At 61.8% G+C, this 13737-nt stretch carries 15 protein-coding genes, 1 pseudogene and 2 riboswitches; of the genes and pseudogenes, 13 read left to right on the top strand and 3 right to left on the bottom strand.

The window, feature by feature from the left end; all coding sequences use genetic code 11:
- The first annotated feature begins 20 nt into the window (after positions 1 to 20).
- The 5 genes and pseudogenes from crcB (at position 21) to CE453_RS29550 (ending at position 3809) form a co-directional block, all read left to right on the top strand.
- On the top strand, positions 21 to 395 hold the full coding sequence (gene crcB / locus CE453_RS12915; protein WP_089174958.1) for a fluoride efflux transporter CrcB: 375 nt from the start codon (positions 21 to 23) through the stop codon (positions 393 to 395).
- A gap of 15 nt (positions 396 to 410) precedes the next feature.
- On the top strand, positions 411 to 755 hold the full coding sequence (locus tag CE453_RS12910; RefSeq protein WP_089174957.1) for a DUF190 domain-containing protein: 345 nt from the start codon (positions 411 to 413) through the stop codon (positions 753 to 755).
- Positions 756 to 788: 33 nt separating this feature from the next.
- On the top strand, positions 789 to 1436 hold the full coding sequence (locus CE453_RS12905; protein WP_089174956.1) for a hypothetical protein: 648 nt from the start codon (positions 789 to 791) through the stop codon (positions 1434 to 1436).
- A gap of 54 nt (positions 1437 to 1490) precedes the next feature.
- A riboswitch (Fluoride riboswitch) is annotated at positions 1491 to 1550 on the top strand.
- 129 nt (positions 1551 to 1679) lie between these two features.
- Positions 1680 to 2966, top strand: a pseudogene (gene eno / locus CE453_RS29280) (phosphopyruvate hydratase); the annotation flags it as partial.
- Between the two features lie 42 nt (positions 2967 to 3008).
- Positions 3009 to 3809 (top strand): universal stress protein, encoded by an 801-nt coding sequence (locus tag CE453_RS29550; RefSeq protein WP_349236646.1) that lies wholly within the window; start codon positions 3009 to 3011, stop codon positions 3807 to 3809.
- On the opposite strand, the gene CE453_RS12895 is transcribed toward CE453_RS29550, so the two are convergent.
- Positions 3796 to 5649, bottom strand: a complete 1854-nt coding sequence (locus tag CE453_RS12895; RefSeq protein WP_157733027.1) for a dynamin family protein — start codon at positions 5647 to 5649, stop codon at positions 3796 to 3798. The genes CE453_RS29550 and CE453_RS12895 overlap by 14 nt on opposite strands.
- A 219-nt stretch (positions 5650 to 5868) precedes the next feature.
- Positions 5869 to 5930, bottom strand: a riboswitch (Fluoride riboswitch).
- Positions 5931 to 6414: 484 nt separating this feature from the next.
- Between CE453_RS12895 and CE453_RS12890 the strand changes: the two genes are divergently transcribed.
- The 3 genes from CE453_RS12890 to CE453_RS12880 are packed head-to-tail and all read left to right on the top strand — an operon-like array spanning position 6415 to position 10245.
- On the top strand, positions 6415 to 8004 hold the full coding sequence (locus tag CE453_RS12890; protein ID WP_198302331.1) for a MutS-related protein: 1590 nt from the start codon (positions 6415 to 6417) through the stop codon (positions 8002 to 8004).
- On the top strand, positions 8001 to 9512 hold the full coding sequence (locus CE453_RS12885; RefSeq protein WP_089174953.1) for a MutS-related protein: 1512 nt from the start codon (positions 8001 to 8003) through the stop codon (positions 9510 to 9512). Before CE453_RS12890 ends, CE453_RS12885 begins: the two co-directional genes overlap by 4 nt.
- Complete coding sequence (locus CE453_RS12880; RefSeq protein WP_248308055.1) at positions 9499 to 10245, top strand: RNA pyrophosphohydrolase; 747 nt, start codon at positions 9499 to 9501, stop codon at positions 10243 to 10245. The genes CE453_RS12885 and CE453_RS12880 overlap by 14 nt, the downstream gene beginning before the upstream one ends.
- Positions 10246 to 10309: 64 nt before the next feature.
- Here the strand turns inward: CE453_RS12880 and CE453_RS28605 are convergent, their stop codons facing one another.
- Positions 10310 to 10588: a hypothetical protein gene (locus tag CE453_RS28605; RefSeq protein ID WP_157733026.1), complete on the bottom strand. Its 279-nt coding sequence runs from the start codon at positions 10586 to 10588 to the stop codon at positions 10310 to 10312.
- Between the two features lie 249 nt (positions 10589 to 10837).
- Here CE453_RS28605 and CE453_RS12870 point away from each other — a divergent pair, with 249 nt between their 5' ends.
- The 5 genes from CE453_RS12870 (at position 10838) to CE453_RS12850 (ending at position 13105) form a co-directional block, all read left to right on the top strand.
- Positions 10838 to 11113, top strand: coding sequence for a hypothetical protein (locus CE453_RS12870; RefSeq protein ID WP_157733025.1), 276 nt, complete (start codon positions 10838 to 10840; stop codon positions 11111 to 11113).
- A gap of 267 nt (positions 11114 to 11380) precedes the next feature.
- Complete coding sequence (locus CE453_RS12865) at positions 11381 to 11713, top strand: four-helix bundle copper-binding protein (protein WP_089174951.1); 333 nt, start codon at positions 11381 to 11383, stop codon at positions 11711 to 11713.
- Positions 11714 to 11746: 33 nt separating this feature from the next.
- The gene (gene copM / locus CE453_RS12860) at positions 11747 to 12130 is read left to right on the top strand and encodes a CopM family metallochaperone (protein WP_248308054.1); all 384 of its coding nucleotides are present in this window, start codon (positions 11747 to 11749) and stop codon (positions 12128 to 12130) included.
- Between the two features lie 63 nt (positions 12131 to 12193).
- Complete coding sequence (locus CE453_RS12855) at positions 12194 to 12664, top strand: DUF305 domain-containing protein (RefSeq protein ID WP_089174949.1); 471 nt, start codon at positions 12194 to 12196, stop codon at positions 12662 to 12664.
- 93 nt (positions 12665 to 12757) lie between these two features.
- Positions 12758 to 13105, top strand: coding sequence for a hypothetical protein (locus CE453_RS12850; RefSeq protein WP_089174948.1), 348 nt, complete (start codon positions 12758 to 12760; stop codon positions 13103 to 13105).
- Between the two features lie 57 nt (positions 13106 to 13162).
- Here CE453_RS12850 and CE453_RS12845 read toward each other — a convergent pair whose 3' ends face one another.
- Complete coding sequence (locus CE453_RS12845) at positions 13163 to 13654, bottom strand: DUF411 domain-containing protein (protein WP_089177870.1); 492 nt, start codon at positions 13652 to 13654, stop codon at positions 13163 to 13165.
- Positions 13655 to 13737: the final 83 nt, after the last annotated feature.

The raw sequence follows: 13737 nt of genomic DNA, 5'->3' as shown, positions 1-13737 counted from the left end.
CAAGGAGATGAGCCGGATCGATGTGGACCTATCTCGCAATCGCATTTTTCGGAGTGCTCGGATGCTGGGCCCGGTTCGCCCAGACGAACCTGGTGCAGGCCGTCTACGGACGCGACTTCCCCTATGCCACGCTCAGCATCAACGTGATGGCCTGCTTTGCCATGGGATTTCTGTTCATCGAGACGCTGGAACGGCTGACGATCTCGCCGACGCTCAGGACCGGGATCCTCACCGGGTTCATCGGCGGCTACTCGACCTTTTCGACGTTCGAGATGGAGACGCTGCTGCTCGCCGAAGGAGGCGAGATCCTCAAGGCCGTCATCTACGTGGTCATCTCGGTCGTGCTCGGCTTCGTCGCGGCCTTCGCAGGAGCCTACATCGCGAGAAATCTCTGACGGGAGGGAAGACCTATGACCAACGATATCCTGATGGTCCGCATCTATCTCAGCGAGACCAATCACGGAAAACGCAAGACGCTGATGCAGGAGATCCTGACGCTGCTCCAGGAGCGTCACGCGGTACAGGGCGTCACCGTCTTCCGCGGCATCGCCGGCTTCGGCGCCAGCGGCGAGGTCCGGGCCGACGACATCCTCAGGCTGAGCGTCGACCTACCGCTCGTCATCGAGTTCTTCGACGAGCCGAAGGTCGCGGAGGCGGCAATCGCCCTGCTCGACGATCTCATCCCGGGTGGCCACATCGTCTCCTGGCCCGCTCGGCGCTACGGCACGACGGCATTGCCGATGAGACAAGCCTGAAGTCGTTCTCCATCTCTCATCCGAGATGTCGCCATGACGGAACGCGACCCGATCGTCACCCCCCATGAACAGGCGGTTCCGAACCTTGCCCTCACGCACGGCCAGGTGATCCAACTCATGAGCGAACTCGGTCTGCGCCAAGGCGTTAGCGCCACAACATTCAACTATTACATCAAGTCTCTTCGCAAGCTCGGCATCCCGTTCGAAAAGGGAAAGGGTCAGTCCGAAGGCCACCGTCACATCACCTACGACTTCGAGGAATTGATGGAGCTCGCGATGACGCTCCTCTTGCGGGTCTACGGAACCCTTCCCGATCCCGTCGTCGCGGGAATCCGTGGGTGTCGGAGCGAGCTTCGCCCGATCTTCCGTCGAGCGTATTTCGATCGATCGAAGCGAGCCTACCCGGCTGCGCGCATCTCTGCGCCGAGGAGGCGCCCCATGATCCTCGAAGGGGTGTTCGTGGACCTAAATATTCGCTACGCGGCCGGACGCATGGTCGAGTTCGGTCCTCCCCGGGCGTTATCGCCTTTCGAGGCGCTCGGTCTCTATGCCCGCTCGGGCCTGCCGGCGCGCTCCTACATGCCGCTCAACCTCTCGTGCCTCGCCGATCAGATCATTGAACGCGGTCGCGCGTTGCCACCTATCCGTCGGGGCCGCGGGAAACGATCAATGTCGCCTTAGCTCGGCTCGGCGGCAATGATTGGCGTTGCCTGAGCACCGCCTGCTGATTAGTCTGTCCGTGATGGGGATGGAGTCCCCCGAAACCGCCGCAAGGCTGATGACTCCTACCGCGCGAATGGTCGTGGTAGGGGCTCGTGACTTCCAGTTCTCCCATTCCACGGCAGGCCCGTCCGCAGCTCGCTGCGAGCGGCCTTCGTCATTCGCCGACATTGGTGTCGAACGAAGACGATGGAGGGCTCGATGGTGGACAGGATTGTTGCGGTTCTGGGAGATGAGATCCTCGACTCGCGCGGTTTTCCGACAATGCGGGTCGAGGTATGCCTCGAAAGCGGAATCGTCGGGCATGCGTCAGTTCCTTCAGGAGCTTCAACCGGAGAGGGAGAAGCTCACGAGCTGCGCGACGGCGACCCCAATCGTTATGACGGCCGCGGCGTTCTCAAGGCCATCGCCAACCTCGCCGAAATCGCCAGGGTCCTGCGCGACGTGGACCCGGTCGACCAGGCCAGGGTAGATCGCCTCCTCATCGACGCCGACGGCACGCCGGAAAAATCGAGGCTCGGCGCCAACGCGATCGTCGGAACCTCAATGGCCGTGGCGCGAGCGGCGGCCAAGGCGGCTGGCAAGCCGCTCTATTCCTATCTCGCCGAGGGCGCGACCTATCGCCTGCCGGTTCCCATGATGAATGTCATCAATGGCGGTCGACATGCCGCGAACTCGCTGGACTTCCAGGAATTCATGATCGTCCCGCACGGAGCGCCCTCCTTCAGGGAAGCGCTGCGCTGGGGCGCCGAGACTTACCACGCGCTGCGGGCACTCTTGGTCGAAAAGGGCCTGAGCACGGGTGTCGGCGACGAGGGGGGCTTCGCTCCGAACCTCGACGGCAACGAAGCGGCCTGCGCCCTGATCGTCGAGGCGATCGAGCGGGCCGGCTTCATCCCGGGTGAGCAGATCGCGCTGGCGCTCGATCCGGCGGCCTCGTCCTTCGCGAAGGCCGGCGGCTACGACCTGTCGAAATCAGGTATCGGACCGATGTCGAGCGCCGAGCTCGGCTCCCTTTACGCCGAATGGGTCAGGCATTTCCCCATCGTTTCGATCGAAGACGGCTTCGGCGAGCACGACTGGGCCGCCTTCCAAGCGCAGACTGCCGCGCTCGGCCGCTCCATGCAGATCGTCGGAGACGACATCTACGTCACCAACCCCGACTTGATCGCGCGCGGCGTCGCCGAGAAGACGACGAACGCCGTGCTGATCAAGCTCAACCAGATCGGAACGGTGACGGAGACGATCGCCGCGATCTCCGCCTGCCGGGCGGCTGGCTGGCACTACATTATCTCGCATCGCTCGGGAGAGACGGATGACGCCTTCATCGCGGACTTCGCCGTTGCGATGGATGGCGGACAGATCAAGGCCGGCGCTCCGTGCCGCGGCGAAAGGTTGGCCAAATACAATCGCCTGCTGGAAATCGAACGCGAGGTGGCAGGGCTCAGCTTCTACACCTCGCCGTTCGCGACTCCGACATTGAGCGACCGGAGCAGGTCGCCGAACCGTTCAGCGACCGGATACCGCGAAGTGATGGCGGTAATCGAGGAAGCGTCCTCAGCCAGGCGCTGCCTGACGGTTGCGCAACGCGCTGCCCAGCTCGCCCGCTCAATGCCCCTGGCGGCGCTCCATATCTGCGTCGATCCGGCCAAATTGATCACGGCGGCCGAGGAGTACGATATCCAGAGGATGCGCGAACTCGAGGAAGGAACCGCTGGGGAGCGGCTCGCCCGGGCGCGTCACGTCTTCGAAGGTTGGGCGTCGTTCTCGGGTGCCGAGGTCCGCTGGTTGGAACATGTCGGCGCAGTTGAATCCTCACTGCTCGCCGAATCCAAGGACGCCGCCCTAATCGTGATCGCGCAACCGCATAATCTCGATTCCGGTGATGCGCTGCATGCCGCAATCTTCGGCTCGGGCCGACTGGTCCTGTTCGTTCCGACCGAAGGGGCGCTTCCTACGGTGCTCGGCGACCATATGGTCATCGCCTGGAAACCGCGCACGCAGGCTCGCAAGACAGTGATGAGCGCCCTGCCCTGGCTACAAGCGGCCAAGCGCGTCACGGTGGTGACGGTCGATGAAAACGCGGCGGGCCAGGATTGCACGGAGATCATCGAGATGCTTCAGGAGCACGGCATATCGGCCGAGGTGAGGCACGGACGGACGGAACGCGGCCAGCATATCGCTTTGCGCCTTCTTTCCGAGGCCGAGTCTATCGGTGCCGACTCGATCGTCATGGGCGCGTTCCGCTTTGGCCAGATCTTCGAATGGGTTTTCGGCGGCGTCACCCATGAAGTGCTGCGTCGAACCCGGTTGCCGGTCTTCATGATGCATTGAGTGCAAGCGAGCCGCCCTCGCGAAACTGCTCCCGATACCGGCCGAGCTCGGCGTCGAGCTCGGCGATCCGTCGCTCGGCTGTTTTTGCCGCTTCGATCTCCTGCTCCATGGAAACGCCTTCCAGACGGCGCCGCTCCCGCACGATTCCGAGAAGCTCCCGGGTTGAGGATAAGCTGATCTCGACCGCCGCGCGGGCAGCAGCCAACAGGCCGCGAAAGGAATCGTCGATGTTCTGGCGCATCTCCCAATTCAGGTCGGAGAGGTTCCGCATCAGGGCGTTGGCGACGGCTTCACGAAACTGCTTTCGCTGCCGACGCCGTCGCAACGCCGCGGGCAGCAGTCGCGCCAGCCCGTCCATCGTCAAGGAACCGATGTTCTCGGTTCGCCTCTCTGAAAGCCAATGGAAATCACGCTTGATCCGGACCCAGTCATCCGGCACCGCGGGCGGCATCGGCACATCGAGCAGCGTCCCCGCGGCCTCGCCGACACGGGCGGCGAGATCCCGATAGCGCTTTTGCTGGCCTTCGACGGTGATCGCGAGTTCGGATTCCACCGTTGTCGCCAAGGCCGTGAATTCCCGATCGAATATCTCGGTCATGGCCGCACCGACGATCGAACGACCGTTCTCGACTATGTCCTTGTCGCCCAGGCTGATGATCACGGCGTCGAGCTGCTTCTGCGCCCTTTCGCCGACCGTTTCGCAGAGGCCGTCGAGGCGCGCAGCGGCCCGCCGCCATTCACCGTTGAACGTGTCCTCCAGGCCGACACGCTCACGCTCGAAGTCCATGGCCGCCTGTGCGAACGCCGCAGCCTTGGCGTCGAGTTCGCTGAGCGGTAGCGAAAGCGCACTGACCATCATGGCCGTATCGGCGGCAAACGCATGAGTGATGACGGCCATCTTGTTGGCTATCGACGAGGCCAGGATTTGGCGCTTTCGTTCGATCAGGTCGGCGCGCAGGTGACGTTCCAGCTCGAGCAGCCCACTGGCCTCCAGGGCGGCATCATCGCCGGAACGCCGGGCGGCCAGCGCTTGCCTAGCCGAAACCGGAAAGATGCGGCGGTCGATTTGTGCCTCCGGCCGTTCCGCAATGATCGAGGCCAGGAAGGCCCGCGCCTTCTCCCTGTCCTCCTCGTCGACGAGATCGATCTTGTTGAGCACCACGATGACGCGCGGCACTGTTTGACAGATACGGGAGAGATAGCCGAGTTCGACCTCGGTGATCGGAGGGTCGATGGAGCAGACGAAGAGCGCTGCATCGCACTCCGGTAGCACGGCATAGGCGGCATCCGTGTTGTAAGTTTGCGTCGAGCCGATGCCCGGTGTGTCGACCAGAGTCACGTCTTCGAGCCATGGACTTTCGCGAAGCCCGACATCCACGCGGCGCACTCGCTTCTCGTTGCGCGGGTTCTGCTCCTCGGTCGTCGCGGCGGCGATTTCCTTGGCCAGTTCGTCGATGGTCGCGACTTTCCGCTCTTCCCTGCCACCGGACAGGGAGGTTAGGCGAATCCGCAAATCGGTGCCTGCCGTCAGAAAGGTCGGCACGGAGGTCAGCGGCAGAACCCCCGCGCTCAACAACGGTTGACCGATCAACGCATTGAGCAGGCTGCTCTTGCCGCGCTTGAACTGGCCGAGGACGGCTAACTGGAAGACTTGCTCTCCCAACCGATGCGCCTGGTGCTCGAGTTGCCTCAGAAGTCGCCGCTGCGCCGCAGTCGGATGATGGATCGTGCTTCTCGCGGCCTCAGCGATTTCGACGAGACTCCGCTGGGACGAGTTCGGGAACGTGGCGCCTGCCTCGCGCGGCTTGTCGTCGTCAATCCGTTCGTTTCGTCTCTTCACTAGTCCAAAGCCGCCGATCCCTTGCAAAAAAGGAACCCGTCGCAACCGCCAAAGGGGCAACAAACGGCGCGACGGGTTTCAGTCGATGCCCGGTTTCTTGCGCCTCCTCCCAAGTCGCGATGGACGGCTTTCTTGACCCCCTCGGGCGGATCGCTCCTTGCCCGGGCAACAAAAAACCCGCCTTGACGGCGGGCTACGCAATCCTCCCACCGCGACGTCCGCACGGTAGGAGTCATCAGCCAGATCGGCGGTTAAAGGGAGACCCCATTCCCAGCGACGACGCTATCACCATCGTCTGATGCGGGCAATCATCGACCAGCTAGCCCGTCAACGCGAATGCACGAGGGCGAGCGTGCCGATGGCCATCAGGGCCGCAGCGAGGCCGAAGCCGAACTTCCGGGAACCGCCATTGACCCTCGGGGTTACCTCTCCTAGATTTCCAGATGAGGGATGGAGTCCCCTTCACGCTCTGTTTGCTGATGACTCCTGCCATTTCAACCGTGCGTCGTCGACGCCGAGGCAGGATCGTCATGAGCCACTCGACCGCAATTCAGCTTTGCTCTGTATTTTGTATCGTTGGTGCTCGCGGTAGCGCACGCGCACGGCGCCCGTGTTTCTCCGAATACGATACCACTGCGCCCGGAAACATTTGTCCGCGCCCCTCGCTGCACGGTTTCCGGCGTGAGCCGCTGATAATGGCCCTCCCTCGCGGCTTCGCGAGGTGTTGCCATGTCTGAGGCCCAGACCTATGGGCCGCGGAATGTCGTGCGTCTCGCCGACAGGAGGCCCCGTCCCGAAACGACCGACCGTGGCGTGGGTGCCTTCACCACGATCCTGTTCCCACCGGGCCTGGAAACCCTACGCGCGGAGCGGAGCGAAGAACCCGAATGCTTCGTCGACCTGAACCTGGATCAGGTCGTGGCGTCCGCCGTCGCCAAGCGCGACGAGGACGTCCTTCGTCCCATCTTCTATTCCCCTTGTCGGAACGAAGGTGTCGTCCGCTACCGTCAGGCTGTCTTCGCCGATCTGGAGCGGCCGGAAATTTTCGCGATCTTCCCGCTGTTCGGCGACGCGATGCGCAGCGTTCACGCCAACCTGCACTATGCCGGCGAAATCTCCACCAGGAGTCACAGGAACACGGTCATCCTGCGCGCCGCCGGTCTCTATTGCGAAGCTATATCTGCGTTCCTGCACAATTTGACGCTTCTAGATCTGAAGTCCCCTGGCCTCTCGGGCCTCCGCTCCTACCTGGCGGGATACACGCGCTCGCCGGCATTCGTTCAACTCTTGAGTGAAACCGAAAGCCTCCGTGAGACGCTATCGGGTGTCAGCTTCGGCATGTTGTTCAGCGGCGACAAGGTGAAGGTGCGCAAGTATGCATCCGAGCCGGACTACACCACGATCATTCTGGATCGCTTCGCGAAGTTTCGCGAAAGCGAGATCGCCCCACCAAGCCCGTCGAAGCCGAAGGATGATTTCTCCCTCAACCACATCGAGGAAGGGATCCTGGAGTTCGTAAGCCGGCTGTTTCCAGAGGAGTTCGGCAGCCTCGACGCCTACGTCGCGCGACAGGGCGAATTCATCGACGAGGTCGTGGCGAGGTTCGGCCGCGAGATCGGCTTCTATGTCGCCTATCTCGATTTCATCCGCCCACTTCGGAGGGCTGGATTGCCGTTCTGCCATCCCGCCGTGTCCGTGAGCTCCAAGGCGACCGAGGTGACGGAGAGTTTCGACCTCGCGCTGGCCACGAAGATCGTCGCCGAGAAAGGCACCGTCGTCGGAAACGACTTCCAGCTTTCCGGGGCCGAGCGTCTGCTCGTAGTCTCCGGTCCCAATCAGGGCGGGAAGACGACCTTTGCCCGGATGTTCGGGCAACTGCACTTCCTTGCCGGTCTCGGTTGCCCCGTACCCGGGAAGGCGGCGCAGCTCTTTCTGCCGGACCGGATATTCACGCATTTCGAGCGCGAGGAAGACATCGAGAACTTGCGCGGTAAGCTCGAAGACGAGCTCGTACGCCTGCACCGAAGCTGCCGAGCCATGACCGGCGACAGCGTCATCGTCCTCAATGAGATCTTCAATTCGACCAGTCTCGAGGATCAGGTCTTCCTGAGCACGCAGGTGCTCGAACGCATTCTTGCTGTCGATGCCATCGGCGTTTGCGTGACCTTCCTCGATGCGCTTTCGACCCTGAGCGAGAAGACGGTCAGCATGGTCAGCACCGTCGATCCCGACGAGCCGGCACGCCGCACCTTCCGGATCATCCGCAAGCCCGCCGATGGTCTCGCCTATGCGCTTTCGCTCGCCGAGAAACGCGGCGTGACCTACGCGAAGCTGCGTACCAGGGTGCGCCCATGAAAACCTTCCTGATGCATCCCGATCGCGATTTCGACGCGCGCCCGCCCTCCCCCAAGGAGCCGCTCCAATATGCACAGGACATCGAGCTCGAGGTGCTCCTGAACGCGGCGGCCGCTGGCGACAGATATTTCCACGACACTATGGCTGCCGCGTGCGCCCGTGCCTGGGACAACGACATCGAGACGATCCGCTACAGGCAGGAGATCCTCAAGGATTGTCTCGCCGTTCCGGCACTCGTCCGGAAATTCTACGACATCGCGATCGAGCCGTTCGGGCGCGAGCGGAGTTGGAGCTTCAGTCTCTATGATCGCGATGCCGGGCAGAAGGTCGCCAGCGGGGTACGTACGCTCCAGAGCTGTCTCGACGTGCTTGAGCGGTTGCGGAAGACCTGCTCGGCCAATGCCGACAGGTTCGCGTCGCATGGCTTCAAGCAGTTCTTCGCGACGCTGGAGAAGAACCTCGACGACGACTGGCTCGATGCCGCACGGACCGATCTGACCAATCTCAGCTTCCGCGTCGGGCTCCTGCTCAGTGCCCAGGTCGGCGGCGGCGGCAAGGCGGTGGGAACGGCGCTGCGCAAGCCGCAACGGGGCGATCTGAGCTGGATGCACCGGATCCTGAGCCCTGCGGCCCGAAGCTATACATTGCAGTTGCACCCGCGGGACGATGCCGGGGCCCAGGCCTTCACGGAGCTTCAGAACCGCGGGCTGATCCTGATCTCCGACGCCATCTATCAATCCGCCGAACACGTTCTGGGCTTCCTCAAGGCCCTACGCGCGGAGCTCGCCTTCTATCTCGGCTGCGTTAATCTGAAGGAGCAGCTCGACAAGGTCGGCGAAACCGTCACCTTCCCTGAGCCGCAGGCTGAGCCGAACCGTTTCCGCTGCCGCAACCTGCGCGATACCTGCCTGGCCCTGACGATGGAGCACAAGGTGATCGGCAACGACGTCGACGCCGACGGCAAGCCGCTCGTCGTCATCACCGGCGCGAACCGGGGCGGCAAATCGACCTTCCTGCGCAGCGTCGGCTTGGCTCAGCTCATGCAGCAATGCGGCATGTTCGTCACCGCCGATGCCTTCAGTGCGTCGCTCCGCTCGGGCCTGCACACGCACTACAAGCGCGAGGAAGACCGCAGCATGCGCAGCGGCAAGTTCGACGAGGAACTCGTCCGTATGAGCGGAATCGCCGATGTCATGCGGCGGCGCGCGCTGGTTCTGTTCAACGAGTCCTTCGCTGCCACGCATGAGCGCGAAGGCTCCGAGATCGCGCGCCAGATCGTCCTGGCATTGCTCGAGAACGACGTCACCGTCTTCTTCGTTTCGCACATGTACGAGCTCGCCCGCTCGTTTCTCGATGACGAACACACCCTATTCCTGAGGGCCGAACGCGGTGACGACGGAGCCAGAAGCTTCCGGCTCATCGAGGCCCCGCCCCTATCGAAGAGCTTCGGGACCGATCTCTTCCGGCAGATTTTCGAAACGCCGGAGGCAGCCGATGCCCGCTCCTGAACTGCCGGACGCCGCGTCGAAAAGTAGCCTACCCTTTGAAGCCATGCGGGCTGAGGAGAGCCTCATGCGAGATCAGCTCAACCGACCGATCGAGCTCACCTTCGGCGATCTCATCGGGGATCCGATCGTCCACATGATGATGAAAGCAGACGGGATCGACGAGAGCGACTTGCTGCAAGCCATTTGCGCGGCGGCGCCGATGGAACGACCTATCAAAGGTAGCGGCACAGCCATCCCGAAGGCCAAGGTCAAGGGGCGACGTCAACTTCGACGCGGTGTCGGCATTATGCTGGTCAATCGAGTGGGGCAGGTCTGGGTCGGCCAACGCATCGACACGACAGCCGAGGCTTGGCAGATGCCCCAAGGTGGCATTGATCATGCCGAAACTCCCTTGATGGCGGCCCAGCGCGAACTTCGCGAGGAACTGGGCACGGACAATGCCGACATCATTGCCCAGTCGCGCACCTGGCATTCATACGAGATCCCGAGCGAAATTCTCGATCGCGCTCTGTCACCTCGCTGCCGCGGGCAGATCCAGAAATGGATACTGATGCGCTTTCGCGGGCAGGACGACGAGATCAATATCTCGACGGAGCATCCGGAGTTCTCCGCCTGGAAATGGGTGCCGGTCGAAAGCCTTGTTGAGCTTGTGGTGCCCTTCAAACGCGAAGTCTACCGAGCCGTAACAAAGGAATTTGAACCCTATCTGAGGGAAGCTTCGCGCATTCGATAACGGCCTAATCGGCGGGTCTCACGACTCTGGATCACCGACCGTCTATGTGATGCAGCAAAGCCGCTTAAAAGGTCATTGGGTGCTGCCGGCGCACAGACGGGAAGGGAGTGGCCTCATGGCCGAGGGAAGATACGACCTTGACGAGCGGATCGCGCTCGCGCGCCGCAACATCTTGGAGGTGACAGAGAGGGCAGCCGTTGCAAATGGCGCGGCTGCCGAGGAGCGGCTGGCAAATTTGCTCTCCGACCAACAGGAACTGCTCGACGATTTGCTGAAGGAGCGAGCCCGAATGGCCCCAGATGACCATTGCTGCGGCAGCCAAGCGAACCTGCTGCTCGGCCATGGAGATTGTAAAACTGATCCTAGATCACCAGCTCCATTGGGTGGGCTCCTGGACCGCCACATGTGCATCGCTCAGTCAATATTCAAAGGCCCAACGGCACTCGCATTATCTGCAATCCCGCCGGCCCGCTGTTCTGCAACACAGCATTTGACGAGGGCCTCGTCGTTCTTGTCTGATCCGGCTCTCCATAGGGGAAGCCGTGGCGTAGGGCGCCTTCCCCTTGAACCCGGTCATTGATTAGGATTCAACGTGTTTGCCGGGATTGCATCCGACCGTCACATTGAACCGAGCCCAGAAATGACTTTCTCTTCTTTGAATGATCCGGTCGACATCGCGCGAGCAGAAGCCGCCCTCGACGCGGCCTGGCATCAGATCAAAGCGTCGCTGAAAGAGGATGTCGACTTTGACTCGGAGCGGCTGCGGCTCGCCGACATCGTCGTGAGCCTCATCCCAATCGCTGAGGACGAGGCAGATCTAGCGCGACGCGCTATGGAGCGATATTTCAAAGCTCGGCCGTCGGGCTGATGCGAATGGCCTTAAAGGGATAACTCGGCAACGCGCTCCTAGGCGACTCCTCCGCGCGACCGCTCGTCATTACCGCCCTCGGGCTGATACCCAGCAAAAATCGTTCGGTCGCGACTACCGCGCACGGCCACTGCACCGCACGACAAAAGCGCTGCCAAGCCAGCGGATTGTTACAGATTGTAACGGGTAGGAACCCGCGCTCGCCGCCCGCGTCTTTCCTTGGAGCAGGAAGCTCACCGCCTCCGCAACGGGCTCAAGGAGTAGACCATGCACCGCCCTACCCCAGAGATGCAGTCCTGCATCGACGAATGCCTGCGCTGTTATCAAACCTGCCTCGGCATGAGCACGAACCACTGCCTCAAGCTCGGTGGAGCGCACTCCGCCCCCGAGCACATCCAGCTAATGCTCGCTTGCGCCGAGATCTGCCGCGCCAGCGCCCAAGTCATGATCATCGGCTCCCCGCACCACAAGCATCTCTGCGCCGAATGCGCCGACATCTGCGACGACTGCGCCAACGAATGCGAGCGGATCGGAGACATGGACGACTGCGTCCAGGCCTGCCGCAGTTGCGCAGACAGCTGCCAAAAGATGGCGGCATAGCCGTTCCTGCCCTCGAACCCTTGGAGAATGCAGATGATGCGCTTCGTTCTGACCGCTGGCCTCGCGGCCTCCATGATAACCGCCGCACTCGCGCAGCCAGCTCCCAAGCCTCAGATGGGCGACAGCATGCCCATGAAAATGATGATGCCGGAGGCCTCCGATTCCGCATCAACCAAGGAATACAAGGCGAGCATGATGCGGATGATGCAGGCGATGCCGTCGAAATTTACCGGCGATGCCGACGTCGACTTCATGATGCAGATGAAAGCCCACCATCAAGGCGCAATCGATATGGCCAAGGTAGCCTTGGCGAATGGCAAGGACCCCACCGTCAAGAGGCTCGCCACTGAAATCGTCAGCGCGCAGGAAAAGGAGATCAAGACGATCGACGAATGGCTGAAAACGAAGGGAAAATAGCACCGCTTCTGGAAGTTTTTGACTCGTATCGAGACCCTCAGAGCTTCCCGAAAGGAGGCCCCCATGGAGCATGGCAATGGCCATAAGGGCCCAAACCATTACGGCCGCCTAGCGATCGAACTGACGCTGGATTTCATTGTGATGTACCTCGTCATGTACACCATGATCGCAGCGCTTGCGCATTTCCATTTCAATCTCAACAACGTTTACATGACCATGATGATGGTCGCGCCGATGACGATCATCATGCTCGTCTCCATGCGCTCGATGTTCCCCTCGTCGCGGCTGAACATCATTATCGGCGGCGCCGCCGTTGCCGTCTTTGTCATTGGCTTCATAGCCATGCGAACCCAAGCCGGCATTGGCAATGCCGAGTTCCTGCGCGCAATGATCCCACATCATTCCGGCGCGATCCTGATGTGCCAGAAAGCCAGCATCACTGATCCGGAGATCGTCGCGCTCTGTCAGGAAATCACCAAGTCGCAGAAGGCGGAAATCGCGCAAATGGAGACAATCCTCGCCCGGCAGAGGTGAAACTCTTCACATCCGAGGCTGACATCCCCATTTCAAGCTCAGATTCTCAGCCCCGAGTGGGTTTGCCATCGGGGCAAGCCAGGGGAGGCTGTGATGAGGTTGTCTCGCCAAATCGCCCTATCGGCGGCCTGTTTGCTGCTCTTGGCGCAGCTTGAACCCGCGATCGCCCATCGTGCGAACCTGGCCCTGGGCCTGCGAGAGATCACCAGCGCGATTAACGGTAAGGTCTGTGCGACAGCGGGAGGGGCGCACTTCACCTTCGATAATGATGGGCGCTTCTCATATGATGGCCTCTGGCAAAGCAGCGGAAACTTCACGCTTGGCGATAGCGCGGTCGTGGTGACCTTCGACAGCGGCCTTCAGCGCAGCTTTGAAATCTCCAAGCGAGACGGCGCGCTTTACATGGAACAGACCCGCGTCGTCTGCACTGCGAAGCAATAACACGAACCTTCAGCCGGGCGAGCAAACCGCCCGGCTCCCATACAGTCTTGGGCTAGATCAGACCTGCTGGAGCCCTCGATAGCGCGCAAACACGTGCTGCTTGCCGGCCGAAAAGATGGCGATCTCGTAGGACTGCGGCGCTTGACCAGGCACATCCATGCCGGGCGAACCGACCGGCATGCCGGGAACCGCGATGCCGATCGCCTTCGGGCGCTCGACGAGCAGCCGCTTTACCGCCTCGGCTGGTACATGCCCTTCAATGACGTAACCGCCAATCTCGGCCGTGTGGCACGACATCAGCGCCTCCGGCACGCCAAGCTTGACCTTGAGTGGCAGTACGTCATCGAGCTCAACCACATCGACCGGAAAACCCGCAGCCTTGATATGCTTGACCCAGTTGCCGCAACAACCGCAATTCGGATCGCGGGTCACGGTCATCTTCGGCAGAGTTTCGGTCGCCGCCCCCGTTCCGGCCAGCGCCACGGTCGTGCAGGCTTGCGCTGCTCCGATCATCAGCCCGCGGCGGGTTGGTGAAATATCGATCTGCATGTTCATTCTCCTTCAATCTCGACCGCGCCTTCACCGAAGGAAGACGTATTTGACCAAGGCGGCGATCGCCAACAGCAGCACGG

Origin of the sequence: Bosea sp. AS-1, assembly GCF_002220095.1 — a bacterium.
In the GTDB taxonomy this organism is placed as follows: Bacteria; Pseudomonadota; Alphaproteobacteria; order Rhizobiales; family Beijerinckiaceae; genus Allobosea.
This window is presented reverse-complemented; position numbering and strand designations above follow the sequence as displayed.